The organism is Pseudoalteromonas undina, assembly GCF_000238275.3.
GTDB classification, from domain to species: domain Bacteria; phylum Pseudomonadota; class Gammaproteobacteria; order Enterobacterales; family Alteromonadaceae; genus Pseudoalteromonas; species Pseudoalteromonas undina.
In genome coordinates this window covers 1,814,784-1,841,153 of the sequence record NZ_AHCF03000003.1, presented here as the reverse complement: position 1 = coordinate 1,841,153, position 26,370 = coordinate 1,814,784, and the positions used below count along the sequence as shown (strand labels likewise).

Annotated in this window: 25 protein-coding genes, 7 tRNA genes and 1 pseudogene; 28 read left to right on the top strand and 5 right to left on the bottom strand. The window is 40.9% G+C overall.

The features are described 5' to 3' along the window. The first annotated feature begins 170 nt into the window (after positions 1-170). The 14 genes and pseudogenes from PUND_RS12145 to PUND_RS12085 all read left to right on the top strand — a co-directional run bounded on the left by PUND_RS12145 (position 171) and on the right by PUND_RS12085 (position 11,471). On the top strand, positions 171-2,963 hold the full coding sequence (locus tag PUND_RS12145) for a monovalent cation/H+ antiporter subunit A (RefSeq protein WP_010391400.1): 2,793 nt from the start codon (positions 171-173) through the stop codon (positions 2,961-2,963). Beyond that, positions 2,963-3,310, top strand: coding sequence for a Na+/H+ antiporter subunit C (locus tag PUND_RS12140; protein ID WP_010391402.1), 348 nt, complete (start codon positions 2,963-2,965; stop codon positions 3,308-3,310). Before PUND_RS12145 ends, PUND_RS12140 begins: the two co-directional genes overlap by 1 nt. After that, a complete protein-coding gene (locus PUND_RS12135) occupies positions 3,307-4,824 on the top strand; it encodes a monovalent cation/H+ antiporter subunit D (RefSeq protein WP_010391405.1) in 1,518 nt (505 codons plus the stop codon). The genes PUND_RS12140 and PUND_RS12135 overlap by 4 nt, the downstream gene beginning before the upstream one ends. Then, complete coding sequence (locus tag PUND_RS12130) at positions 4,824-5,360, top strand: Na+/H+ antiporter subunit E (RefSeq protein WP_010391406.1); 537 nt, start codon at positions 4,824-4,826, stop codon at positions 5,358-5,360. Before PUND_RS12135 ends, PUND_RS12130 begins: the two co-directional genes overlap by 1 nt. Beyond that, positions 5,354-5,623, top strand: a complete 270-nt coding sequence (locus PUND_RS12125; protein ID WP_008114565.1) for a K+/H+ antiporter subunit F — start codon at positions 5,354-5,356, stop codon at positions 5,621-5,623. The genes PUND_RS12130 and PUND_RS12125 overlap by 7 nt, the downstream gene beginning before the upstream one ends. A gap of 9 nt (positions 5,624-5,632) precedes the next feature. Continuing rightward, on the top strand, positions 5,633-5,965 hold the full coding sequence (locus PUND_RS12120) for a Na+/H+ antiporter subunit G (protein ID WP_008114566.1): 333 nt from the start codon (positions 5,633-5,635) through the stop codon (positions 5,963-5,965). Positions 5,966-6,097: 132 nt separating this feature from the next. Further along, complete coding sequence (locus PUND_RS12115; protein ID WP_010391408.1) at positions 6,098-6,592, top strand: DUF2059 domain-containing protein; 495 nt, start codon at positions 6,098-6,100, stop codon at positions 6,590-6,592. A gap of 158 nt (positions 6,593-6,750) precedes the next feature. Beyond that, entirely contained in the window at positions 6,751-7,188 is a 438-nt protein-coding gene (locus PUND_RS12110) for a MerR family transcriptional regulator (protein ID WP_010391409.1), read from the top strand. Continuing rightward, positions 7,185-9,425 carry a heavy metal translocating P-type ATPase gene (locus tag PUND_RS12105; protein WP_010391411.1) on the top strand — a complete coding sequence of 747 codons (2,241 nt, stop codon included), beginning with the start codon at positions 7,185-7,187 and terminating at the stop codon, positions 9,423-9,425. The genes PUND_RS12110 and PUND_RS12105 overlap by 4 nt, the downstream gene beginning before the upstream one ends. Before the next feature lie 23 nt (positions 9,426-9,448). Further along, positions 9,449-9,758, top strand: a pseudogene (locus PUND_RS18465) (cupredoxin domain-containing protein). Positions 9,759-9,851: 93 nt separating this feature from the next. After that, entirely contained in the window at positions 9,852-10,067 is a 216-nt protein-coding gene (locus PUND_RS12100; protein ID WP_010391412.1) for a TIGR02450 family Trp-rich protein, read from the top strand. A gap of 538 nt (positions 10,068-10,605) precedes the next feature. Continuing rightward, positions 10,606-10,818, top strand: a complete 213-nt coding sequence (locus PUND_RS12095) for an EF-hand domain-containing protein (RefSeq protein ID WP_010391413.1) — start codon at positions 10,606-10,608, stop codon at positions 10,816-10,818. Between the two features lie 155 nt (positions 10,819-10,973). Then, positions 10,974-11,186 carry an EF-hand domain-containing protein gene (locus tag PUND_RS12090; RefSeq protein WP_010391414.1) on the top strand — a complete coding sequence of 71 codons (213 nt, stop codon included), beginning with the start codon at positions 10,974-10,976 and terminating at the stop codon, positions 11,184-11,186. Positions 11,187-11,255: 69 nt separating this feature from the next. After that, entirely contained in the window at positions 11,256-11,471 is a 216-nt protein-coding gene (locus tag PUND_RS12085; RefSeq protein ID WP_010391416.1) for an EF-hand domain-containing protein, read from the top strand. Between the two features lie 66 nt (positions 11,472-11,537). Here PUND_RS12085 and PUND_RS12080 read toward each other — a convergent pair whose 3' ends face one another. Then, on the bottom strand, positions 11,538-13,148 hold the full coding sequence (locus tag PUND_RS12080; RefSeq protein ID WP_010391417.1) for a M28 family metallopeptidase: 1,611 nt from the start codon (positions 13,146-13,148) through the stop codon (positions 11,538-11,540). 161 nt (positions 13,149-13,309) lie between these two features. Here PUND_RS12080 and PUND_RS12075 point away from each other — a divergent pair, with 161 nt between their 5' ends. Continuing rightward, entirely contained in the window at positions 13,310-14,680 is a 1,371-nt protein-coding gene (locus PUND_RS12075) for a Gfo/Idh/MocA family protein (protein ID WP_010391419.1), read from the top strand. A 69-nt stretch (positions 14,681-14,749) separates the two neighbouring features. On the opposite strand, the gene PUND_RS12070 is transcribed toward PUND_RS12075, so the two are convergent. Together PUND_RS12070 and gloB are read right to left on the bottom strand one after the other, a co-directional pair. After that, positions 14,750-16,327 (bottom strand): LysM peptidoglycan-binding domain-containing protein, encoded by a 1,578-nt coding sequence (locus tag PUND_RS12070; RefSeq protein ID WP_041709094.1) that lies wholly within the window; start codon positions 16,325-16,327, stop codon positions 14,750-14,752. Positions 16,328-16,480: 153 nt separating this feature from the next. Further along, positions 16,481-17,254, bottom strand: coding sequence for a hydroxyacylglutathione hydrolase (gloB, locus tag PUND_RS12065; protein WP_010391421.1), 774 nt, complete (start codon positions 17,252-17,254; stop codon positions 16,481-16,483). A 53-nt stretch (positions 17,255-17,307) separates the two neighbouring features. Here gloB and PUND_RS12060 point away from each other — a divergent pair, with 53 nt between their 5' ends. Then, positions 17,308-18,069 (top strand): class I SAM-dependent methyltransferase, encoded by a 762-nt coding sequence (locus PUND_RS12060; protein ID WP_010391422.1) that lies wholly within the window; start codon positions 17,308-17,310, stop codon positions 18,067-18,069. Positions 18,070-18,083: 14 nt separating this feature from the next. Here PUND_RS12060 and rnhA read toward each other — a convergent pair whose 3' ends face one another. Continuing rightward, on the bottom strand, positions 18,084-18,548 hold the full coding sequence (gene rnhA / locus PUND_RS12055; RefSeq protein WP_010391423.1) for a ribonuclease HI: 465 nt from the start codon (positions 18,546-18,548) through the stop codon (positions 18,084-18,086). A 68-nt stretch (positions 18,549-18,616) separates the two neighbouring features. Here rnhA and dnaQ point away from each other — a divergent pair, with 68 nt between their 5' ends. From dnaQ to PUND_RS12005, 10 genes are all read left to right on the top strand, one after another. Continuing rightward, positions 18,617-19,330, top strand: a complete 714-nt coding sequence (gene dnaQ / locus PUND_RS12050; protein ID WP_010391424.1) for a DNA polymerase III subunit epsilon — start codon at positions 18,617-18,619, stop codon at positions 19,328-19,330. Positions 19,331-19,339: 9 nt separating this feature from the next. Next, complete coding sequence (locus PUND_RS12045) at positions 19,340-20,710, top strand: TIGR03503 family protein (protein ID WP_010391426.1); 1,371 nt, start codon at positions 19,340-19,342, stop codon at positions 20,708-20,710. 98 nt (positions 20,711-20,808) lie between these two features. Beyond that, a tRNA-Asp gene (locus tag PUND_RS12040) sits at positions 20,809-20,885 on the top strand. A 27-nt stretch (positions 20,886-20,912) separates the two neighbouring features. Continuing rightward, positions 20,913-20,989: transfer RNA gene (locus PUND_RS12035), tRNA-Asp, on the top strand. Between the two features lie 41 nt (positions 20,990-21,030). Next, positions 21,031-21,107 (top strand) — tRNA-Asp (locus PUND_RS12030). A gap of 31 nt (positions 21,108-21,138) precedes the next feature. Further along, a tRNA-Asp gene (locus PUND_RS12025) sits at positions 21,139-21,215 on the top strand. A 38-nt stretch (positions 21,216-21,253) separates the two neighbouring features. Further along, positions 21,254-21,330 (top strand) — tRNA-Asp (locus tag PUND_RS12020). A 36-nt stretch (positions 21,331-21,366) separates the two neighbouring features. Further along, positions 21,367-21,443, top strand: a tRNA-Asp gene (locus PUND_RS12015). A 53-nt stretch (positions 21,444-21,496) separates the two neighbouring features. Continuing rightward, positions 21,497-21,573 (top strand) — tRNA-Asp (locus PUND_RS12010). A 221-nt stretch (positions 21,574-21,794) separates the two neighbouring features. Next, positions 21,795-22,511 carry a helix-turn-helix domain-containing protein gene (locus tag PUND_RS12005; RefSeq protein ID WP_010391428.1) on the top strand — a complete coding sequence of 239 codons (717 nt, stop codon included), beginning with the start codon at positions 21,795-21,797 and terminating at the stop codon, positions 22,509-22,511. Positions 22,512-22,563: 52 nt separating this feature from the next. On the opposite strand, the gene PUND_RS12000 is transcribed toward PUND_RS12005, so the two are convergent. After that, positions 22,564-24,507 (bottom strand): S9 family peptidase, encoded by a 1,944-nt coding sequence (locus PUND_RS12000; RefSeq protein WP_010391429.1) that lies wholly within the window; start codon positions 24,505-24,507, stop codon positions 22,564-22,566. A gap of 162 nt (positions 24,508-24,669) precedes the next feature. Here PUND_RS12000 and PUND_RS11995 point away from each other — a divergent pair, with 162 nt between their 5' ends. Together PUND_RS11995 and PUND_RS11990 are read left to right on the top strand one after the other, a co-directional pair. Beyond that, on the top strand, positions 24,670-25,260 hold the full coding sequence (locus tag PUND_RS11995; protein WP_010391430.1) for an ABC transporter ATP-binding protein: 591 nt from the start codon (positions 24,670-24,672) through the stop codon (positions 25,258-25,260). After that, entirely contained in the window at positions 25,257-26,366 is a 1,110-nt protein-coding gene (locus PUND_RS11990) for a DUF6136 family protein (RefSeq protein ID WP_010391431.1), read from the top strand. The genes PUND_RS11995 and PUND_RS11990 overlap by 4 nt, the downstream gene beginning before the upstream one ends. The last annotated feature ends 4 nt before the right edge of the window (positions 26,367-26,370 follow it).

Genomic DNA, 26,370 nt, shown 5'->3' with positions numbered 1-26,370 from the left:
ATTATCCCGCTAGCGGCGCTTTCTATAGACAAAAACTGCGTTTATCAGTATAACTGTACGTATTAATGTTGTTAAAAAACAGACATAAAACGTATACCCAAGTCACTTTGGTATTTAATAATAACAAGTAGCGAATTGATAAACTTTATGATTCAAAAAGGCCCTTCATTATGACTTTGCTCTGGATACCCCTGTTATCCTTATTAGGCAGTGTTATTTCTGCATGCACCGGCAAACTTTCTCGAAATCAGGCAACGAGCCTAACGGCTATTGCGCCATTAGCCGCGCTTGCAATTACACTTTATCATGCGCCTGCGGTTCTCGCGGGAGAAACCATTCGTTTTAGCGCACAGTGGATACCTGCTTTAGGGCTGGATATTTCCTTACGCTTAGATGGCTTGAGTTTACTGTTTTTATTTATGATTTTAGGAATAGGGTTGCTGGTTATTTTGTATGCCCGTTATTACCTAAGTCAAAATGATTCGCTGCCAAAGCTATTTAGCTACTTAATGTTATTTATGACCGCCATGCTGGGCATTGTTATGTCAAACAATGTGATTCAGTTATGGGTATTTTGGGAGCTAACCAGTATTAGCTCGTTCTTGCTGATCAGTTACTGGTGGCACAAATCAGAGGCGCGCAAGGGGGCGCGCATGGCATTAGCAGTAACCGGCGCAGGTGGTTTAGCCTTGCTGGGTGGTTTAATGTTGTTAGGCGATATTGTTGGAAGTTACGACTTAGACACCATTTTAGCTAGCAAAGCGATTATTCAATCTCACGACTTATATGAATTAGCACTGGTATTAGTTTTACTGGGTGCTTTTACTAAATCTGCACAATTTCCGTTTCATTTTTGGTTACCGCACGCTATGGCTGCACCTACGCCGGTAAGTGCGTATTTACACTCTGCCACCATGGTAAAAGCAGGTATCTTTTTACTTGCGCGTTTTTATCCCGCATTAGCGGGTACCGATACTTGGTTTTTATTAGTCGGTTTGACCGGTTTAACCACGTTATTATTTGGCGCTTATATCGCGTTATTCAAACATGATTTAAAAGGGTTGTTAGCCTATTCAACGATTAGTCATTTGGGTTTAATTACATTATTACTAGGCCTAGATACACAGCTTGCAACCGTTGCCGCTATTTTTCATATTATTAACCACGCGACGTTTAAAGCGTCGTTATTTATGGCAACCGGTATTATTGACCATGAAACCGGGACTCGTGATATGCGCAAACTCAATGGTATGTGGCGCTACTTACCGTATACAGCCACCCTGGCGATGGTGGCTGCTGCCGCTATGGCCGGTGTACCGTTGTTAAATGGTTTCTTATCAAAAGAAATGTTCTTTGCTGAGACACTGCATCAGCAGGTGCTTGGCTCTATGTCTTGGTTAATTCCGGTGCTGGCAACTGTAGCGGGTGCGTTGTCGGTGGCGTACTCATCACGCTTTATTCATGACGTGTTCTTTAATGGTGAGCCAATTGATTTACCACGTACCCCTCATGAAGCGCCGCGTTATATGCGTGTGCCTATAGAAATCTTAGTGGTACTGTGTATTTTAGTGGGTATTTTTCCACACTTTGTCGTTGACGGTATTTTATCAGCCGCGTCACTGGCTGTACTTGGTCAAGCTATGCCCGAGTACAAGTTGACTATTTGGCATGGTTTCAATTTACCTCTACTTATGAGTGGTATGGCGGTAATTGGTGGTTTATTTATTTACGTTAATCGAAAGTACTTGTTCCAGTTCCAAGCGTCGTTACCTCCTTTTAACGCTAAAAAAATCTTCGAGCGTTTTTTAGCGGTAGTGGTCAATTGGTGTCAAAACAAAATACAATCAACAGAAAATGGCTCATTGCAACGTTATGTATTTATAATGTTAGGCGTTGTATTACTTGCCTCTGGTTGGCCATTATTTGAAATGAAGCAGCTAGCTGGTAGCGTGCCTAATACCCCGGTTGATATTCAAAACGCAATTGGTGCAGGACTACTCATAATAGGTGCAATTGCTACCGTTATTTGGCATCGAATTCGAATGGTGTCGTTATTAATGCTGTCGATTGTGGGACTAATGGTGTCGGTGGCGTTTACCCGTTTTTCAGCGCCTGACTTGGCCTTAACGCAACTTACTGTAGAAGTAGCCACTATTATACTATTAATGTTGGCACTGTTTTTCTTACCTCAGAGCACGCCAAGAGAGTCAAGCTCATTGCGTATTTTACGTGATGTGGTTATTTCCTCTACCGTGGGGATCATTATTGCCAGTATTTGTTACGCCTTACTGACTCGTCCGCTTGATTCAATTTCTGAGTTCTTTATTGCTAACGCCAAAACAGGCGGTGGTGGCACTAATGTAGTTAACGTTATTTTGGTTGATTTTAGGGGCTTTGATACTTTAGGTGAAATTACTGTACTAGGTATTGCCGCACTGGGCATATTTAAACTGTTATCAAGAATTCCACTCTATATGCCAGCGAGCGATAGTGAAGGGCGTCCATGGTCTAAAGATCGCCATCCTATTTTGTTGGCTTGTATTTCTCAAAGCTTACTACCATTAGCGCTATTAGTGTCTGCTTATATTTTCCTACGCGGTCATAACTTACCTGGAGGAGGCTTTATAGCAGGCCTCGTAACTTCTATTGCCTTTATTTTACAATATATGGCGCATGGTACTGCGTGGATAAATGAACGCTTTGATGTTAACTATCGAAAGATCATTGCATCAGGTATTGCTATTGCCATGTTTACAGGTGTGGGAAGTTGGTTCTTTGACAAGCCATTTTTAACTACCTGGTTTGATTACTTTGATATTCCGTTTGTTGGTAAAACAGAGCTTGCCAGCGCCATTGTATTTGACTTGGGCGTGTACTTGACTGTTGTTGGCGCTACGCTGATGATCCTTGCAAGCTTAGGTAATATGACCGCGAACGCAGAGAAAGAAGAGGTAAATATTTAATGGAACTGTTATACGCATCTTGCGTTGGCGTGTTAGTCACCTGTGGCGTGTTTTTATTGCTAAGAGCGCGTACATTCCCAGTGGTACTGGGGCTGACAATGATTTCTTACGCGGTTAATTTGTTTTTATTCTCATCAGGGCGCTTAACAATTAATAAAGCCGTGGTACTAGGGACTGGCGCTGATTACGCTGACCTGCTACCACAAGCCTTAGTGTTAACAGCCATTGTAATTGGCTTTGCGATGACTGCGTTTGTGGTTATTTTATCTATTCGTGGCCGAGCAGATTTAGGCAACGACCATGTTGATGGCACCCTAACTAAAAATAAACGCAAGGAGAGAAAATGATTCAGCATTTAGCATCTTTGCCTATTTTACTGCCAATGTTAGCGGCAATTATTTTGTTACTTCCACCGTGTGGCAAAAGCTTATTTGCACGCCGATTTATGTCTAGCTTAATGGCTATTCTAACCTTTGCAGTCACAGTATTACTGCTAATTCAGGTTAAAGATAACGGTATAATTGTTTATGCAATAGGTAACTGGTCTGCGCCATTTGGTATTGTACTGGTTGCAGATATGCTCTCGACCTTGTTAGTCACTTTAACCGCCTTTTTGGGGGTTGGCGTGGCTTTATATGGCTGTGCTGGTGATGATGAACAAGGTAGCTTTTTTCACCCTTTAATCCATTTTTTAATATTAGGGGTAAATGGTGCATTTTTAACAGGGGATTTATTTAACGTCTTCGTATTTTTTGAAGTGTTATTAATTGCCTCTTATGCGCTGTTAATGCACGGTGGCGGTAAACCCAAAACGCGCGCTGCTCTGCATTACGTTATTTTAAATTTAGTTGGTTCAAGCGTATTTTTAATTGGTTTAGGTATTTTATACGGAGTATTAGGCACCTTAAATATTGCTGATATGGCCAATAAAGTACCGCAGCTAAGTGGTGACGACGTTTATTTAGCAAAAGCGGGCGGGTTATTATTACTCGTTGTATTTGCACTTAAAAGTGCGTTATTACCATTGCATTTATGGTTACCAAACGCCTACTCAAGTGCCACACCTGTGGTTGCTGCATTATTCGCTATTATGACCAAAGTCGGTGTTTACGCAACCTTACGTGTATATACGGTTATTTTTGGTGAACAAGCTGGCGAACTTGAGCATATGGCGCAGTCTTGGTTATGGGCGCTGGCTATTGCCACCATAGTGATTGGCGCAATAGGGGTGTTAGCCGCACAAGATTTACGTAAGCTTACCGCTAATTTAGTACTGGTTTCTGTAGGGACGTTGGTGGCATTAGTCGCACTCCAAAACATAAATGCCACCGCTGCATTGCTTTACTATTTAGTGCATTCAACGTTAGTGACTGCGGCGCTATTTTTACTTGCTGATTTAATTGCAACACAACGAGGTAAAGCTGGTGATCGATTAGTTGGAGGACGTGCAGTAAAACAACCATTTTTATTAGGTGCGTGTTTTATTATTGCCGGTTTAACCGTTATTGGTATGCCACCTTTTTCGGGCTTTGTTGGCAAAATTTGGATTTTAAAAACGACCTTAAATAGCGAGCAAGCACTGGTATTTTGGCCTGTTTACTTAATTATGAGCTTAGCGCTAATTGTGGCTATATCACGTGCGGGTACTAGTTTGTTTTGGGAACGTAAAGACAAAACAGGTGATGCTAGCGATGCTGCCAATGCCCACCCGTTACAAGTGACCGTGTTAGTTGGTTTATTAGCAAGTTCAATACTACTGGTTATTTTTGGTGACGTGGCAACGCAGTACGCCCTCGAGGCGGCAACACAGCTTCACGATATTAGTGGTGGTATAAATGCGGTACTTAAGGGAGGTATGTAATGCGCTTACAAGCTCGTTTTGGTTGGTTACCTACGCCGTTTCGTAGTCTATTTTTATTTATAGTATGGCTCTTGTTAAATAACAGTGTGTCGGTAGGGCATATTATATTAGGAGCGCTACTCGCGTTGCTAATACCGTTATTTAGTATGTCGTTTAGAGACCCGCAACCGCTGATATTAAAGCCGGGGCTAGCACTTAAGCAATTACTAATCGTACTTTACGATATTATAGTGGCTAACTTGCAAGTGGCATTATTAATTTTGGGCCCTTCAAAAAATCTGCGCCCAGGCTTTGTTAAAGTGCCTATAGATTTAATGCATGAAATGCCAATTACTATTTTAGCAAGCTGCGTGTCTTTAACGCCGGGTACGGTAAGTGCCGAGGTTTACCCGCTGATTAAATCGCTTAATGAAGGCGATGAACCGGTACAGCGTTATTTATTAATTCACGTGTTAGATTTAGATGATGAGCAAGCGCTTATTAAACAAATAAAAGCACGTTACGAAGCTCCCCTAAAGGAGATATTTCAATGTTAGATACAGTATTACTGATTGTTTTTTCAATGGTTGGATTGTCGTTATTACTTAATCTATGGCGACTTATTATTGGCCCATCAGTACCGGATCGTATTTTAGCGCTCGATACTATGTACATTAACGTGATTGCCTTGATTATTTTATATAGCATTAGCATGGGCACGGGGCTGTACTTTGAAGCAGCCTTACTTATTGCCATGCTTGGGTTTATAAGTACGGTAGCTGTATGTAAGTATTTACTTCGCGGCGACATAATTGAGTAAGGTATTAAAATGATAAGTGAATGGATCGTATCAATATTGCTGCTATTAGGCGGGTTATTTATTTTAATTGGCTCAATTGGTTTAATTAAATTACCTGACTTTTTTATGCGTTTACATGGGCCAACAAAAGCCACCACTTTAGGTATGGCGAGTATACTTACCGCTGCTATGGTATTTTTTGCTAATTCAGTCAGTGGCTTAAGTGTAAAAGAAATATTAATCACTATATTTCTATTAATCACTGCACCTATTAGTGGCTATATGCTGATTAAAACCGCTATTCATCATAAGCTTAAAGCTAAAGAGGGAACGAAAGGGCTCGATAATATCGAAAAAGATTAGCTCTGGGAATAAACGATTAAAAGCCGAATAAACACCAGTTATTCGGCTTTTTCGTTTTTTGGTTGTCCCCATTTACAACACTTGTTGAACATGTGATTATGACGCTAATTCAAATACAAAAAGGATATTAATATGGGTAAGGTAATACTGCTTTCACTTTTAATTTTTTCAACTAACCTTGCAGCGCAAACTGCCAAACAGCAAAAAATTGATGAGCTGGTAGAGGTGATGAACATGGATGCCATGGTTGACTCTATGTATGCGCAAGTTGAGGGTATGATGCAAAATATGTCAGTGCAAATGGGCGTTAAGCCAGATGAGAAAGCAATTTTCGACAAATATTATGCTGATATGACCAAGGTATTAAAAACAAAAATGAGCTGGCAAAAAATGCAGCCGATGATGATTAACCTCTACGATAAACAATTTACTGAACAAGAAATTAGCGACATGTTAGCTTTTTATAAGACAGAATCAGGGCAGGCTATTTTGAAGAAAATGCCACAAGTAATGCAAGAATCAATGCAAATGTCACAAGCCTTAGTACAAGACGCTATGCCTGAAATTCAAGCAATTGCGGGTGAGCTTGGTGAAGCACTTAAGCAATCTCGAAGCAAAGCAAACTAAGCACTACAGTAGCTCTCAAATTTAGCAGTCACATATTGTGGCTGCTCTTATCTTAACTTTCTTTCGCACTCCCAGCCATATGCTTAATTAATTGTTGACCTATGTGTTACACATAGGTTTATTATGTTGTCATTACATAGCCAGCCAGAGGTTTAATGATGTACGTAAAGCAATTAGCCAATACTATGGGCGTGACCCAAGACACAGTTCGTCATTACACGCGAATAAAGCTGCTTAATCCTATTCGTGGTGAGCGCAATGGTTATCAAGAGTATACCGCAGCCGATCAGCAACGTTTAAAGTTTATTATTAGTGCGCGTCAACTCGGTTTCTCAATAAAAGATATTCAACAAATTATTGCACAGTCGGACCAAGGGCAGTGCCCTTGTCCGCTCACACGACAATTAATAGCAAAGCGACTAGAGGAAACAGAGCAGCACTTTCAAGAAACACTTAAATTACGCACGCGAATGCAAGCAGCGGTTAAACAGTGGGATAAATCGCCTGATGGGGCTGTAAGTGCAGATATATGTAGCTTAATAGAGACCTTTGTTGATCCAATCTCTGAAGTTAAAAATACTAAGGAAGCGTTATGAGTAATCAACCTACCACGCAAAACTTTATGATTGAAGGCGCAAATTGTGGCAGTTGCGTGGCTAAAATAGAGAAAGCACTGAAAAATGTAAAGGGTGCGCAGCGCGTTGAAATGAACTTTGCCGATCGAACTGTGCAAGTAGAAGGTTCGGCTAAGGCTGGGGAGCTAATGCACGCTGTCGCTGATATTGGCTATCAAGCTAAACCTATGAATAGTGATTCTCAACAAGACGCCCTAGATGAAAAAGCCGAAGCTGATAACGCGCACTACAAAAAACTTATGCGCAATATGCAATTGGCATTGGGTTTGGGTGCGCCATTAATGCTTTATGGATTAATCTTTGATATGAGTGTCACTAGCAATGCCCAGCGTATTGGCTGGTTTATTGTTGGAATGATGACATTGGTCGTAATGATTGTGTCGGGTAAGCAATTTTATACTGGCGCATGGCAGTCATTTAAAAATCATACGGCTAATATGGATACCTTGATTGCGCTTGGTACGGGAACAGCCTGGCTATATTCAATGGTGGTGGTGATCATGCCAAGTCTATTACCAGAGGTGGCTAGACATGTTTATTTTGAAGCCTCAGCAATGATCATAGGCTTAATAAGTCTTGGCTTAGCCTTTGAAGTAAAGGCGCGAGGGCGTACCTCTGAGGCGATTAAACGCTTAATTGGTTTACAGCCTAAAACGGCACGGGTGATCCGAGATAACCAAGAGCAAGATGTAGCTATAAGCCAAGTTATTAAAGGTGACTTGATTCGTGTCCGCCCTGGAGAGAAAATTTCAGTCGATGGAGATGTTATTGAAGGCAGCAGTACACTAGATGAATCAATGCTCACTGGTGAACCGATGCCGGTTAATAAGGGTGAGGGTGACAAGGTTGTTGCTGGCAGTATTAATAAAAGTGGTACTTTGTTGTTTAAAGCAACCCATATAGGCAGCGAAACCACCTTAGCGAATATTATTAATATGGTTAAACGTGCACAAAACTCTAAACCCTCAATTGGACGCTTAGCTGATGTTATTTCAGGCATATTTGTACCCACAGTGATGATTATTGCGGTGTTAGCAGGCTTAGCATGGCTTAATTTTGGCCCACAGCCGAGTATTGCTTATGCGGTTGTTGCAATAACCACAGTTTTAATTATTGCTTGCCCGTGTGCACTTGGTTTAGCTACACCGATGTCAATTATGGTCGGCATAGGTAAAGCTGCTCAGTCGGGTATACTTATTCGTAACGGTGAAGCGCTACAAACAACAGCTAAAATCACCACCATGATCTTAGATAAAACAGGCACTATAACCGCTGGTAAGCCAACCGTGACCGATGTGGTTACGTTCAACCAAAGCGACAGTACCGAGGTGCTAAAGTTAGCAGCTAGTCTTGAAAGTAGTTCTGAGCATCCATTAGCCGAAGCCATTGTTAATTATGCTAAAAACCAAAATATTACCCTTGAAAAAGTCAGTAATTTTAATGCTATCACTGGGCAAGGTGTCATCGGTACCATTAATGAGCAAAGCCTATTGTTTGGCAATCAGGCACTAATGAAAAGCCACAATATAGATATTGCAGAGGCAATACCGCAAGCGGAGCAGCTTGCTAGCGCTGCTAAAACGCCGATGTACTTTGCTATTGGCAATCAATTACATGCCATTATTGCGGTTGCTGACCCAATAAAAGAAGATTCAGCTGAAGCTATTAAACGCTTACAAAATAATGGTATTCATGTGGTTATGCTGACAGGCGATAACCAAGCGACCGCTAAAGCCGTTGCCAGCAAAGTCGGTATTACAGACTTTATAGCGCAAGTAATGCCAGATGATAAAGCCGGTGAAGTGACTAAGCGCCAATCTCAAGGTGAAATTGTGGGCATGACTGGCGATGGTATAAATGATGCGCCAGCGTTGGCACAAGCCGATGTTGGATTTGCCATTGGCACTGGTACAGATGTAGCTATTGAAAGTGCGGATATAACGCTGATGCGAGGCTCACTTCATGGTCTTGCAGATGCCATTGCAATTAGTGGCGCAACCATAACTAATATTAAACAAAATTTGTTTGGGGCGTTTATTTATAACATTGCGGGTATTCCGATTGCTGCAGGGCTGTTGTATCCGTTTTTTGGTTTACTACTAAACCCAGTCGTAGCTGGCGCGGCAATGGCTTTATCATCGCTTACTGTAGTCACTAATGCAAACCGATTACGTTATTTTAAAGCCAGTAACTCGTAACTTTATTTATAGGGGATTTAATTATGCTATTAATTAATTTATTAGGCGTTTTACTTATTGTCGCTATTATTTATTGGTTTTGGTTGTATGAGCCGAAGTAAACAGTCATAGCAATCAAATAGCCATTACTGTGGGTAACGGGGTGTATTAATTATCCAGCGTATATTAAGGTAGCAGCGAACAGGCCTCTGACCCTGAATCGACAAGACGGTTCTCCTTGCGCTGAAACAGTGATTTTCCCCCGCTTGAACTCGTGAAACGCCAAGTATAGGTGAAAATGCGGCTATTGAATTACTTTCGCTTGATGCTGGAGAATATGCTTTTCATTGCTAAATACAAATGTTTAAAGGGAAGTTTTTGGTTTTTTAATAAAACTAAACGTATCACTGATGCGTATTATCAAGCAGAAAACATAAAAGGTGTAGTATGAATAAATTAAACCCTAAAAAACTGCTAAATAGTAAATGGACTGCCATCCCAGCTATTAATAAAGAAAAGCACTTTATTATTGTTGAGGTAGAATTTGATGAAGACGCTAATGTGATTGAATGTATCACTGAAGCGGTGATGTCAAAAAATCAATATCCTATTCAGTGGCGCGATTTAAAAGATGAACAAAGGTGGCGCCAAGGCTGGAAGTGACCGCTTGTACTCATGCCCAAATAAGTGGGTATGAGTGATATCAAATTAGTATCCCGCACGAGATTCATTCATTGCTTTAAGTATTTATTCGCCATACGGCGACAAATCCTTGCTTTTTCTCTCCCAGTTAAAAAAATTAATTTATATTTTTCTACAAATCAATTTAAGTTGTTTATTTTCAATTTGTTATCTATTTAATTTAACCTGTTTAATTTCGCGTTGTTAATTTGTTCAGTGGCGATTTATCTCTATAGCGACTCAGTTTTATTGTTTTATTTTGAATTGAAGATAGGTGTGTCTTTTTTAGATGATTTAACTTGTTGAATTTTAATGGGTATTTTTTTAGTTAAAAGTAGCTGTTGCAAAAGAGCAACAAAATGTTGGGCATTTTTAAGTAAAAATCACATTTTTATTTTTAACTTATTGTTTATAAATAAAAAATTAAACATGGCATCGAAGTTGTAATACCTAAGCTGTATTTAGCAAAAAGTGATTAAGCTTAACGCTTAACCTTACAACCCAATGAAGGAATTACGTTATGACAACATTTAAATCAACACTGGTATTAATGGCACTTGCTTCTTCATCTGTGGCGTTTGCTGCAACAGATTTTGACACACTGGATGTGGATGGTAATGGCGCAATAAGCCAAGCTGAAGCATCAGTAGACGCTTCACTTATGAGTAAGTTTACAGAGCTTGATACGGATAAAAACGGCGAGCTTTCTAAAGCAGAATTTTCTAAGGCTTAAAAGGCCAATGCTCAACGCTATTACATATTCTGAGTTGCCAAAGACAACCTAAATAGGCAAGGGAGCCTATGAAAGAGAATAACTAGGATGTACGGTTGTAGCGTTGAGTTAATTAATTTATACCCAAACATTGCATACTTTGAAGGATTAATATTATGAAAAAATTACAGTCAACTCTTGTACTTATGGCACTTGCTTCTTCATCTGCAGTATTTGCCAGCACAGACTTTGAAACTCTTGATGTAGATGGTAGTGGCGCAATTAGCCAAGCTGAAGCATCGGTTGCGGCCGAACTTATGGAGCAGTTTGCAGAGCTGGACGTAGATGGCAATGGTGAACTTTCTAAAGACGAATTTTCAGCATACTAACTTCATAATTCCCTAAGGATCTTTGAAAAGGATTTCTTACCCACTTTTTTATTAAGCTAAGGATTTATTATGAAAACATTTACTAAAACGCTTGCTTTAATTGCACTTGCTTCGTCTTCTGCCGCTTTTGCTGCGGTTGACTTTGATTCTTTTGATTCTGATGGCGACGGCGTTATTAGCCAGTCTGAAGCACAAGCTAATTCACAATTAGCTAAATTATTTGATGACTTAGATACTGACGGGAATGGTGAATTATCTAAGCAAGAATTTGCTAAAGTTCAGTAACAAACATGCACAATCTTTAACGATACAGATAAAAGCAGCCGAGTAATTTCTCGGCTGCTTTTTTATTTACTTATCTTCTAAACGTTTGGCTTTAAAATCAGACTCGCTTGTCCACTTAGGCCAATCGCCATTATTGGCAAGTTGTCTGGCTATATCTATAACCAGCTCGATATCTTGTTTTGCACCAGCTAATGACCATGTATCTGAATAGTCGTCGGCTTCTTTATGGTATTTATGACTGATGTAGTCAGGGTCGGTATCACCTAAGCTCATAAACAGTAAACTTGGCACGCCTTGTTTAGCGAGTGAGAAATGATCTGATCTAAAAAACAATCCACTTTGTGGGCGAGGATCCATTCTTACCACGCGTCCTTGTGCTTTAGCCGCGCTTGCTAAGTAACTCTCCATTTCTGATAGGTTGTTACCGTATTGCAAAATATAATCGGTTTCATCGAGCACGTTCATACCATCGATATTTAATAATCCGACCATTTTTTTGGTGGCAATCATATTCCCATTGGCAAATTCTTCTGAGCCGATTAGACCTGTTTCTTCGGCGGTAAAGTTAGCAAACAGGATTGAGCGCTTAAACGGCTTTTGCTGATGCATTTTGCTCATAATGCGAGCAATTTCAAGCGTTGCTGCGGTGCCTGAAGCATTATCGACTGCGCCATTATAAATTTTAGGTCCGCTGTCGGTTTGTTTAGTACCAAAATGGTCCCAATGGGCACTAATAATAACGTATTCGTCAGGGGTTTCACTGCCTGTAATTTGTGCAACCACATTATGTGATTTAGCGTGTGACACTTCATTTTTAAATGCAAGGTTTGCCTTTAAGTTCAATTCCTTGGCTTGAAATTGCTTACTTAATGCGTGTTGCTTTAATTGTTGATAATTTAAGTTTGCCGATGCGAATACTTGTTCAGTCGCATTAAGTGTTAACCAGCCCATAACCGGCAGTTCAGATGCATTAAGGCTGTTGTCCATTAAGCTATACTTGGTGCCCGTGTTTGAGCTTTCAACCACGCCCCAAGGGTATGCGGCTGGGGCTGTTTCATGAACAATAAATACCGCTTTTGCACCTTGGCGCGCGGCTTCTTCATATTTATAAGTCCAGCGGCCATAGTAGGTCATGGCATTGCCTGTAAATAGTGTATCGTCTTGGGTGGCAAAGCCCGGATCGTTCACCAGCACAATAACGGTTTTATCGGTTACATCAACATTGGCATAGTCGTTCCAGTTATATTCTGGCGCGTTAATCCCATAACCAACAAACACAATATCGCTATTGCGGACATCAATAATCGGCTGTAACTGCTTTGTACGGGCGGTGAAGTCTTTACCTGCAATAAAGCTAAGCTCTCCCATAGTTAATTGCATTTTTTGATCTGCAGTTAGCATGGCCATTTTAACTGGCTGTAAATATTTCCCTTGATACGCGCCAGACAACCCCATAGCTTGGTATTGCTCACTTAAATAACCAACGGTTTTAACTTCACCTAAGGTAAGCGGGCCGCGTCCTTCAAAGTCATCTGATGCTAAGGTTTTAATATGCTGCTTAAGATTGTTTAAACTAACGCCTGAGCTGTTTTCAAGAGATGAAGCTGGAGTTGTAGGCTCAGAGCAACCCGTTAGTGCAATAGCTAAAAAAAGTGCAGTGATTTTTATATAAGACATAACTACTTAAAATAATAATTTTTTTCGACTATAACCCCAAGTAACCGTTAAATGCGAATTTTTATCTCTTTTAACCTTATTTTTATGTCGCTTACCTCTTCACCTATTTACCCGTTCATCGCCTTTAGGTAAGTTAAAACAATAACAAAAAGGATAAAGTAATGAAGCAATTTAATCGTCGAGACTTTTTAAAAGCAGCCAGTGTCGCCGCAGCTGCCGGTGTAGTGAGTGGTTGTGCATCAAGTGGAAGTGCTAATGCAAGCGCACCAAAACAGCAAGGGCGCAGTGTTATTGGTTTAGTCGCGCCCAAAATGGATGTGGTTAGAGTGGGCTTTATTGGTGTGGGTCAGCGCGGTTATGGACATGTAAAGCGCATGAGCCATATTGAAGGTGCGCAAATAGTCGCTATTTGTGACACGCATACTGAGGTGCTAGAGCGAGCTGCCAATTATTTAGTTGATAAAGGGGTAGCTAAGCCGGCGTTATATACTGGCAGTGAGCGGGCCTATCAACAAATGCTTGAACGACAAGACATAGATATAGTCATTATTTCTACTCCTTGGGCATGGCATGCACCTATGGCTATCGATACTATGAACAGCGCAAAACATGCTTTTGTTGAAGTGCCCCTGGCACTGACTGTTGACGAAATGTGGCAGATTGTAGACACCGCCGAACGTACTCAAAAGAATTGCATGATGATGGAAAATGTGAATTACGGTCGCGACGAGTTAATGGTATTAAACATGGTGCGCCAAGGTGTATTTGGGGAGCTGTTACATGGCGAAGCGGCCTATATTCATGAGCTTCGTTGGCAAATGAAAGAGCTAGATCACAAAACAGGCTCATGGCGAACGCAATGGCATGCAAAACGTGATGGTAATTTATACCCCACTCATGGATTAGGCCCTGTATCGCAATATATGAATATAAATCGTGGCGATAGGTTTGATTTTTTAACTTCAATGAGCTCACCTTCGCTGGGTAGAAGCGCCTATGCACAACGTGAATTTGCAGCGGATCATTCCCGTAATCAGCTTAATTATATTGCCGGTGATATGAACACGACACTGATTAAAACTCTCAAGGGGCGCAGTATTATGGTACAGCACGATACAACAACCCCTCGGCCATACTCTCGACATAATTTAATCCAAGGGACGAATGGGGTGTTTGCCGGTTTCCCTAATCGTATTGCGCTTGAAAATGGCGGATCAACAAGCTTTCATGAGTGGGATTATGATATGAGCGCATGGTATGAGCAGTACGACCATCCCCTATGGATTAAAATGGGTGAAGAAGCACAGCGCAATGGCGGCCACGGGGGTATGGACTTTTTAATGTTTTGGCGGATGATTTATTGCCTAAGAAATGGCGAACCGCTGGATCAGGACGTTTACGATGGCGCAGCGTGGTCGGTTATTTCACCGTTATCAGCCCAGTCTGTGAGTGAGCGTAGCCGCTCAATCGATATTCCCGATTTTACTCGCGGTGCATGGCAAACAGCACAGCCTTTAGGCATTGTAGGCTAAGGTTTATAGCAGGCATAAAAAAAGAGCGCATGCGCTCTTTTTTTATTTAACAGTTTATTACAATAGGGATCAGCTACTTCTTACATCTACTTTTAATTTAAGCTTTTGTCCTGGCTGTAAGTATTTTTGTCCGGCAAGGTTATTCCATTTAATAATATCGCTCACTGTTAAATTAAACTTAGACGCTATACGCGCTAAAGAATCGCCTCGGCGCACTTTGTAGGTAATAGTACGATTAGTATTACTCGTCGACTTTTTAGGCTGGCTAGCTGACTTATAAACTACCAATTTTTGATTTAAACGCAGTACTGCATTTTTTTTCAGCTTATTCCACTTAGCTAATTCACTCATAGTTACATCGTATTCGCGGCTAATATCCCATAGGGTATCGCCACTTTTTACCGTATGAGAAAGTTTAGTGCGTAAACTTTTATTAGCGGCCGCACGTACTTGCTGAGGCAAATGTTCACTGTTAATTTTACCATCAGTGAGTGGTACTAAAATTTGTTGACCCACACGAATTACGTTTGAGTTAAGCTTATTTAATGACTTAATCGCGCTGATACTAGTGGTAAATTTATCTGCAATCACCGACAAGCTATCGCCACGTTTGACCTTATATTGCTGCCAACGAAGACGGTTTTTAATCGCTGTAGCGGTAAGCTTTTCAGTGAATTGTTCTACTTTATCGGTAGGAAGTAATAAAAAGTGTGGGCCATCAGGATCGGTTGCCCAGCGGTTAAATCCTGGATTTAATCGATATAGTTCGGTAAGGGTCATATCGGCCATATCCGCAGCCAGTGCTAAATCTATTTGTGACTCAATATTAACCACTTCGACTACTTGTGCGTTAATTATTGGCTTCCACGACACTTTAAACTCATCTGCACGTTTTAGTAAATCAGCTAAAGCTAATAATTTAGGCACGTAGGCGGTGGTTTCACGAGGTAAATCTAGTGACCAAAAGTCGGTAGGTAAATGCTTTTTACGATTCTTTTTTATCGCACGCAACAAGCGGCCTTCACCTGAGTTATAGGCGGCAATTGCGTTCAGCCAATCACCTTCAAGGGTTTTGTGTAAGTATGAGAGATAATCAAGTGCAGCGCGAGTAGACTGCACAATATCGCGACGACCGTCATACCACCAGTTTTGTTTTAAATCGAAACGCTCGCCGGTTGCGGGCATAAACTGCCAAATACCCGATGCAGTACGGTGCGAATAGCCATAAGGGTCGAACGCACTTTCTACAATGGGTAAAAGTGCAATTTCGATGGGCATTTCACGCTTTTCAATTTCTTCAACAATAAAATGTAAATACGGCTCAGCACGTTTAGAAATGCGATCTAGGTATGCCTGATGACGTGCATAATAATTACGCTCAGCGACCACTGGGCGATTTTGTGGAATATCAATAGATAATTGGTAACGAATACGCTCCCAAACATCGTCAAACACAGGGGCTTCTTCTTCAATATCATTTACTTGTTGATATTGCGCATTAATCATTAATGCAGTGCTAATATCATTTGGGCTGGCGCCTTCAAGTTGGTTTTGAACTTGATTTTGTGAATCTGTGTCTAATGTTGTCAATGTTTGACAACCGCTTAGCGTCATCGCTAAAACCAATAAAAGAGGAGATTTATTCATAAATACCAATACATAGGGTAAAAAACTCGGCGAATACTACTCATTATGAGCCAACATTGCCACTTGTCATCGTTAAAAATCCAAACAAATATAATTAGAAAGTGTTAACTTATTGTTATTTAAAATGAACAGTTAATTATTTTTGTTACTGGCTTAAAAATTATCTTTGAACATCCTCAGACTAGCAAAGTTTTCCCAAGGTTCATTGTTTTTTGTAACTAAACAATACTCTTTTGGTAATGACTTTGTAATATCGGGCAAATTACTACGCATAAAAGGGTTAACTTTAAGCTCTTGGCCTATGGTGCTTGGCAAGCTTATTTCATCATTTTTTCGCAATTCATCTACTTTCTGGCTGTAAGCGAGTAATTCGGGGTTTCGTGGCTCAACCGCTTTTGCAAAGGCCAAGTTTGCCTGGGTGTATTCGTGGGTGCAATACACTTTGCAATCACTTGGCAATGCTCGAAACTTATTAAATGAATGCCACATTTGCTCTGGGCTGCCTTCAAATAAGCGCCCACAACCACCACTAAATAAGGTGTCGCCAGTAAAGGCCAGTGCATCATTAATATAACAAATATGGTCTAGGGTGTGCCCAGGGGTGGCTATAATTTCAAATGGAATGTTTAAAACGCTAATTGTGTCACCTTCATTTAAAGGCATTGTTATTCCCTCAAATGGGCTATTACTAGGGCCATAAACTGCAATGTTTGGGTACTGCTTTACTAATTGAGCTACGCCATCGGTATGATCATAATGATGATGGGTAATTAAAATACCGCCAAGGGTTAAGTTATGCTGTGCTAAATGCTCTAAAACTGGTGCTGATTGCCCAGGATCAACCACCCACGCTTGGTTATTCTGTTCGGTGGTTAAGCACCAAATGTAGTTATCAGAAAAGGCTTTAATTGCTTTGACTTGCACCATGTATCGTTGCTCTATAAAGTGGTATTTAATTAATATTATAACGAGCTTATATAATGAAACCAGCCCTTAGTTTTCAAGAAGGTCCTAAACCGTTGTCATGGCAGCAGTTTCCGCATGGTGATTATTTACGTTGTGATATAGAACGCAAATTGTCGCCTTGGTTACCGCGAATGTTTGGCTATCATATGCTTAAATTAGGTAATTTAAGCGGTGAATTAGACACCAGTAAAAGCTCCATTAAACATCAAGTATGTGTTGCAGAGCTTGGCCCATACACGGGGGTGGTTGCCGATATAGACGAACTGCCTTTTTACGAGCATAGTATAGATGCCTGCATTATGAGCCATTGTTTAGAGTATCACTCAGATCCACATCATATTTTACGTGAGGCTCATCGAACCCTTATTCCAGGCGGTTATATCGCAATTACGGGGTTTAATCCGTTTAGTTTTTGTGGGTTAGCGCAGTTACTGCCGTTTAGCCGTCAAAAATTACCGTGGACAGGGCGCTTTTTTACTCCTGCACGGGTAAAAGACTGGCTAAATTTACTTGGATTTGAAATTGTGGCCGATGAGCGTTTTATTTATTCGTCGTTGGCGCGCGGTAATCGCTTATCGCGGTTTGCATTTTGGCGCAGCTTTACCAAACAGTATTTAAAACCTATGGGCAGTGTGTATATGCTGGTGGCACGAAAACGAGTTGCGCCACTTACACCAATCAAACCTAAGTGGCATGCTCGTCCACAATTTGTGCCAATAAAAGGGGTAGGGCTTAGGCAAACCTCAAAGCAGCATTATCAACAAAATAAAAAATAGCATGATGTAGAGGGTTACGGTTGGTAACCTTCATCATCGAGTAAGTTGTTGCCGCTGGCTGCATCACGAGCAAGGTCGTCAACAATTTCGTTATATTTGTGGCCACTGTGCCCTTTTACCCATTTCCAGGTAACGTCGTGCTCGGCACAGGCTTTGTCGAGACGTTTCCATAAATCGACATTTTTAACCGGCTTTTTAGCCGAGGTTTGCCAACCGCGTTTTTTCCAATTGGTGATCCAAGACTCAATACCCTGCTTAACATATTGGCTATCGGTAGTCAGGGTTACAGTGCAGGCACGATTAAGAGATTCTAGCGCCACAATGGCTGCCAGCATTTCCATACGGTTGTTGGTTGTAAGCTTATAACCTTGGCTTAATTTTTTTTCATGGGCTTCATAAATCATAAAAATACCATAACCACCGGGGCCTGGATTACCTAAACACGAACCATCGGTGTAAATCTCTACGGTTTTTTGCACTGTTTTACCTTGATATTATGTACAATAAAGTGATTATAGAAAGATACCAGAGTCAGGCTTAATTCGATATGGCACGCAGACAAATAGTTTTAGATACAGAAACCACCGGCATCGACCCTAAACAAGGGCACCGTATCATTGAGATCGGTTGTGTGGAGCTTATGAATCGTCGGTTAACCGGCAATAATTTTCACGTTTACATTAATCCGCAGCGCAGCATTGAAGAAGAAGCAATCGATGTTCACGGTATTACTAATGAATTTTTACGCGATAAACCACTTTATCGTGACATTGCTCAAGAGTTTTTTGACTATATTAAAGGGGCTGAGTTAGTCATTCATAATGCGCCGTTCGATATTGGCCATATGGATAATGAATTTGCGTTATTAAATCAAGGCTATCAAAACACCCATAGTTTTTGTGGTGTGCTTGATACCCTTAAAATGGCGCGTGACTTGCATCCAGGGCAAAAGAACAACCTAGATGCACTTTGTCGCCGCTACGATGTTGATAACACTAAGCGGACGTTACACGGCGCCTTACTGGATTCTGAAATTTTAGCCGATGTTTACCTGGCAATGACCGGGGGGCAAGTAAAGCTAAACCTAAATCAAAACAAAGATGACTCAAGTGAAGATCAAAAAGGCGGTATTAGACGCCTAAGTAGCGACAGAGCACCTTTGGTAGTTATAGCAGCTAACGATGCAGAGCAAAGCGCACATCAAACGCGTTTAGACATTGTACAAAAGGAGGGCGGCCATTGTTTATGGCGCGCTGAATAGGGCATTATTATGAAAACGCTATTAGTAGTTTCACTGCTTTTAATCGCCGTGTGTTTCCACCCCGATGCACACAGCGTAAAGCAAGTTGAAGAGTTAAAAGGCAGCGGTAAACAAAATGAAATCCCGTTACTGGATAACCGTTTTCGTGTTGATGACAAAATTGATGAAATAAAATTAATATTTTTTAGACGCCCTGGATCGCCTGCCGTAATTTTAGTAAGACCCGATGGTACTAAATACTTTGCAACCAATGCGGTGAGAAACACTAGTCTTGATTGGTACGATGAATTAAATTATGACTTAGTGGTTATTCGCAATCCCATGCCTGGGCCGTGGCAAGTTATTGGCCAAATAATGCCAGAAAGCCGCATTGTTGTTATTGGTGAGTTATCGCTAAAAGTAGACCCACTGCCTAAAATTCTGTTTCAGGGTGAAACTGTAAAGGTAACTGGTGAGATTTTAAATGATGGCGAGCCGATTCGCGCCAACCTATTTAAAGATGCGGTATCGCTTAATGTAAGCTTTGTGAGCACCAATAATGAAAACTTTGAAAACTTTGGTGCAGGCATACAACAAGTAACTGAATTCAAAGATGATGGCTACGGGTTCGATGAAAGCGCTAAAGACGGTGTGTTTACCGGTGAGTTTACTTTAAATTTCACACCTGGCGAGTGGCGCCCTGAGCTTTATATTACCACTGATGTATTAGAGAGGCGGGTGGTTCAAGATCCTATTGTTGTGCATGAGCCGCCTTTCAGCTTTACCTCCGTTGAAGCAACCGAAGAGGGGGATGATCATCGCATTACCATCAATATTGATGATGAGCTTTTAAAACCTGATACGGTGATCATGCAAGGTAAAATTTATTATCCCAATGGTGAAGAGCAGGTATTTTACTTAGATAGCAACAGCACTACTGCTAGAGAGTTGGCTTTACAAGATTATGGTTGGGGGCGCTACAACATTGAAATCTCTGTTTTTGGCTCAACAATCAATGACCGAGAGTTTATGGCTACATTGCCAACCTATTTATTTGAAATAGAAAGACCGATTGAAGTGATTCCAGAAATTCCAGTTGCCAGTGTTAGCGAACCAGAAATTATTCCTGTGCCAGTTGTAAAACCAAAAGTAATGTCCACGGGATTAATGGTTAGTTTAATTGTTGGTGGAAATTTGGCCATTTTATTTATAGGTTGGTTATGTATTCGTGTTTTTGTGCAGAACAAACCATTAAAACTTAAATTGAATTTAGCTTTTTTAAATAAAAAGAAAGCTGTTGAGTCAAAAAAAGCTGAACAGCAAAAATCAGATGAACCAGAAAATAGCTCAAAAAATGATAAATCAGGTGGAATTTTAAACCTTTCGATGTCAGATGACTAAAAAACCTGTAAAAAAACAAAAAAGCCCTTGACGAAGCAGGGGCTGGTTCGTATTATTCACGCCGCTGTCAGGGGAGACTCAGACAGAAACGAAAATGCGGAGTGGTAGTTCAGTTGGTTAGAATACCGGCCTGTCACGCCGGGGGTCGCGGGTTCGAGTCCCGTCCACTCCGCCAATTTTCGACAATTTGTAAGTATGCGCTGGAGTGGTAGTTCAGTTGGTTAGAATACCGGCCTGTCACGCCGGGGGTCGCGGGTTCGAGTCCCGTCCACTCCGCCAACACTTACACAACATATGGTTGTAAAACATATTCTTATTATGGAGTGGTAGTTCAGTTGGTTAGAATACCGGCCTGTCACGCCGGGGGTCGCGGGTTCGAGTCCCGTCCACTCCGCCAATAAGAAAAAATAACAGTTTAAATACGCGCTGGAGTGGTAGTTCAGTTGGTTAGAATACCGGCCTGTCACGCCGGGGGTCGCGGGTTCGAGTCCCGTCCACTCCGCCAACTATTTAAACACTGTTATATTACAAAATTTGTATGCTGGAGTGGTAGTTCAGTTGGTTAGAATACCGGCCTGTCACGCCGGGGGTCGCGGGTTCGAGTCCCGTCCACTCCGCCAACAAATTAAGTAATGACAAGTAAAAGATATCTCTGCGGAGTGGTAGTTCAGTTGGTTAGAATACCGGCCTGTCACGCCGGGGGTCGCGGGTTCGAGTCCCGTCCACTCCGCCATTTGATATCATAACAAAATTAGTAAGTGCATTACCCCATGCACATACCACTGCGGAGTGGTAGTTCAGTTGGTTAGAATACCGGCCTGTCACGCCGGGGGTCGCGGGTTCGAGTCCCGTCCACTCCGCCACTTGTTATTTCCTCAATAACAAGCAATAAATAATTTCCTTATTAATAAATCCAAACATAATTTTTTATCAGCTATCAGCTATCAGCTATCAGCTATCAGCTATCAGATCGACTTTTTTATACTAACCTGCTAATATTCCTTATTATTCTTCACTATTCAGCTTCATATATCTGCATGAATTACCAAGAATCTAACCTCACTTTTAAAAAGGAAGCATTAAGATGAGTACATTAGGTCAGCAATTAAAGCAGCTAAGAAATGATAAAAAACTGAGCCAGCCAGAGTTCGCTCAGCAAGTGGGGATAGAGCAGAGTTATTTATCCAAGCTTGAAAATGATAAATCAATTCCCTCAAATGAAATATTTAGAGCTTTATTGATAGCATTAGATCTTTCAGTTGATGAGTTTATGAAGCCTCTCATTTCCAGCCATGACAAAGCAAGACTCATACAGATATCCGATGTAGAGCTGTGGTATAAAAGTAAAGCAGTAAAGAGCTCAGCCACACAGCGTAAGGTTATTTATCTCGCAATGTTTTTAATATCTATTGGTTGTGCATTGTTTTATGCAGGACATAAAAACTATGTGTTCAATGAGCGCTTTTACGAATATAAATCACAAGGTGTGATCAAAACAGGTGAACCTCTGAATGTTTTTACTCATTGGAGCAATTATATTATTGAGTCGAATCGAGAAAAAAGAGATGAGAAAAATCGGGAAATGCTGGCCAGAAGGGTACCAAGTTTTAAGTTAATGGATGAGTATGTCGGTGAATCATTTGTTGAAGAGGTTGAGGGAGGTAAACGTGTTTATACTGCAAATGAGCTTTCGCGGACTATGCCACATGCAGGCAATAGTTGGTTTGAGTTTTTAGGTATTTTTGCTGCTGTATTTGGTTTGGCGCTCGCTTTACTGGAACCTAGATTAACCAAGCAATAAAAAGCCTGCGTACATGAAAACGCAGCAGGCTTTAATATAAATTGGCTTACAATTACCCTTGTGGGCCAAAGCGTTCTTTCAAGTAAGTATCTAAAAAGTTTAGGTAGGCGTTGGAGGCGCTGATACGGTTTTCTTTTTTGCTAAAACCGTGGCCTTCATCATCAAATAATACATACTCTACTGGCACACCATTAGCTTTAACCGCAGCAACCAACTCATCGCTTTCAATTTGTAATACGCGTGGATCATTAGCACCTTGAATAACCATTAAAGGCTTAGTGATGTTATCGGCATGAAATAGCGGTGAAATAGCACGGTGACGTTCACCATCGGTGGCAGGATCGCCCATTTCATCGTATAGCGCCTTTTTAAAGCTTTCCCACCATGGTGGAATTGAGTTCAGTGTGCGTACCCAGTTAGTCACACCAAAAATATTGATACCTACTTTGAACTCTTCCGGTTCAAAGGCAAGCGCGGCTGCGGTCATAAAGCCGCCGTAGCTACCACCCATGATGCCGATTTTATCTGCATCGACCCAATCTAGGCTTTGTAAGTGTTTTTTACCGTAGACAATATCTTGTAGATCATCGGTGCCATGTTTTTTATCGTCTAAATGGAAAAATGTTTTACCATAGCCTGAGCTACCGCGGTTATTGACGGCAAAAATAGCATAGCCATGATTAACTAAATGTTGCTGCATTGCGCTATAACCAGTTCGGCTTTGCCCACCTGGGCCGCCATGCACCCAAATAAGTGCAGGTACTTTATTGGTGCTGCTGGCTTGTTTTGGTTTGTATAATACGCCCGGTATTTCTAAATCATCAAAACTTTTAAAGCGCACAATGGTGCTCTCTACTAAGTCGTTTTGATCTATATCTTCACTTAATGTGTTGGTAAGTTGCTTGGCTTCATTACTGCCAACTTGCCAAACAAATAAGTTGCTTGGTGAGGTATCTGAATTTAAATAAAACGCCATGGTTTTCTCATCGCTTGAGAAATTCACACCACGTAGATTTCCCGCAGGTAATTTAGGCATGGCAATTTCATCCGCTGTTTGCGTGTCTTTTACTGTGACCTTTGTGCTGGCATCAGCATTTACACCGCTTACTTGGTAACGCCCAGATTTAGAAAAGTAAATAAAGCTAACGTCCCAATCATCTTTTAATGCTGGGCTGTGCTTGCCTGTGGCGAGCTCATATTGCCACACCTCTGAAAACTCTCCTTTAGCGTCTGTTGAGTAGTATAAATATTTGCTGTCTACAGAGAAGGTCTCAGGCGTATATTGTGCTGGTGTATCGTGTTTTGAAATTAATTGCGGCTTGAGGGTTTTCTTATAGGTATCAAGAATAAACGTATCGCTGTCTTTATTGGTATTATTTTTAGACAGTGCAATGTAGCGTCCATCGGGGCTAATTGCGCCCACATCTAGTCCTTGTGTGTTTTGATAAACGGGCGTGACTTTATAGGTTTTGCTATCTACACGATACAAGTCCATAAACTTGGCATCGCGTTGATTACTGGTAATAAAAAACTGACTGCCATCTTTAGTAAAGCCTGCAAAACTCGCGCGGGTTTCTTCCCCTGGAGTTAAATCTTTGATTGAACCATCAACTTCACGCACATAAACATGGTAGCGCTCATTACCGCCTGAGTCCTTGGTAAATAGTACACGCTCATCATTTGGGAAATAGCGAATAGGGTAGGTGCTGTCTTCAAAATTGGTTAGGCGCGTTTTACTTGCTGTTTTTACATCGACTTCATAGAGGCTATAGATACCGCTTTCATCGCTACTAACTAGAACTTTATCGCCAGTCGGGGAAAAGCTACTGCCCATGATAGATGTTGTATCAAAAAAGGTTTTAGCGTTATAGGTTTTTACTTGTTGTGTTTGCTCAGTTGCCACAGGGGTAGAGGCTGAATTATTAGATTGACTGCAACCTGTTAATGCAATTGATACTGCACAGGTAATACAGGCAAATTTGAGGGCTTTTTTCATAGATACATTCCTTGGATTATAATTATAGACTTTTAGTGTTAACCGAACATTTTTTAAACGCAAGTAATTAGCCTACTCGAACTGCAATAAAGTGTTACAAACCATGTAGCCCACGAAAATAGAAAACCAGTTATAATTCACTTTCAAAATCAGGGAGTATTTATGATAGAAGTCATTGGGTTACATAAACAGTTTGCTGAAAACGTATTGTACAGTGGCTATAGCGTGCAATTTTGTGCACCTAAAATATGCATTGAAGCGCCAAATGGCCTAGGTAAAACAACGTTGTTGATGATGCTAGCTGAGCTTGAAACGCGCCAAAGTGGGCAGATTTTGTTTTCAGGCAAAGCATTAACCGAACCACATAAGCAAGTTGCTATAGCCTCAGACCGTATTGCTTTACCCGACTTTTTGACTGCAAAGCAAATAATTAACTTATCTGCGAATACGCTGGATTGTAGTTGGCCAACAACAATAATAGATGGGTTTAATTTCAATGAATTTTTAAATACTCGTTTTGATGCGCTGTCGTCAGGTAATCAAAAGAAATGCCAGTTAATTTTAGCGCTTATGCGTGATGCACCTTATTTACTTCTAGACGAACCCAGCGCAGCACTTGATCAAGCCAGTATTCAGTATTTATTAGTGCTGCTTGATGAATATCTAATGGATAAGCCAAATGGGCAAATAGTCATCACTTGCCATGAACCAGCGCCATTTATTGAGCGTGGCTTTGAGTGTATACCGTTATGATTGCAAATTTAAAACAATCAATCGGGCAATATCGCTCCTTTATGGATTATCGTTATCAGGCTTACAAAACTGAACTCACGCAATTATTGTTGCAACTTAAAAACTTTGGCTTGTTATTTCTAGTGGTACTTGGCTCTGCCATGCTTGGTATGATTTTACTGTTGTTTTTAGGGCTGGGAAGAATTATCGATAGCAGCGATGCACCGCAGTATGGTGCACAGATGGCTTGGCTGTATTTGCTGTTGCAAAGTGTCATGTTGAGCGCAATGAAATCTGCTATAAAAAACAGCGCTCAACGTGCCTTTCAACAAACATTGGTGAAGCGATATTGGCTTGGTTTTATGGATATAAAGCTATTACTTTTAAGCAATGGCTGGTTGATTGCGAGCCTCATTATCGCGATTGATCTTAGTGTGAGTCAGTGGCTTAGAGTGCCGCATTTCTGGTTGTTTTTACTATTGCAATTTGTGCTCGGCATTTTATGTTTATACAAGCCAATAGCGCTGGTTTATGGTTTTTTGTTATCCGCAATTTGGGCAACGTTACCGCTTGATGTCAGTCCATTGCTTTATCATAGCGGCTTTGTTCTGTTATTTTCGCTAAGTACCTTGATGGTCCCTTTTAATGCTACAGCTAAGCTAAAGTTGAATTCACTTACAGGCTTTTGGCTGTTATTTTTTATGCATAATAGCTGGGCTTTGATATGGCGAGGAGCTTTATTACTATGTGTATTTATGGCATCCAAGGTGTTGTTACAAGAGCGCGCTGATTTAGCTGCTATATTCAGTATTTTGTCACTTGCCTTTGTGGTGTTATTTAGTAGCTCACTACAATTTGATTGTCGTCACCTATATCAGCAGTACAGTGTGTTTTTTAACATGCAGAATAAGCAAACAGCATTCTTTGTTAGCTTATTTATTCCTAGCTTAATTGTATTATTACTCGCACTGGTTGGTTTTGTGGTTTTATTTAATCAAGCAAATTGCTTATTGCTAGTAATAGGGGTTGTTTGGTGTTTACTACAACAGGCCTTAGCGCAAAAAAAACCAGCGCATTATGCGCTGGTTTGGATGGTTATAACAGGTGTGTTGCTTAGCTTTTATTAGTAAA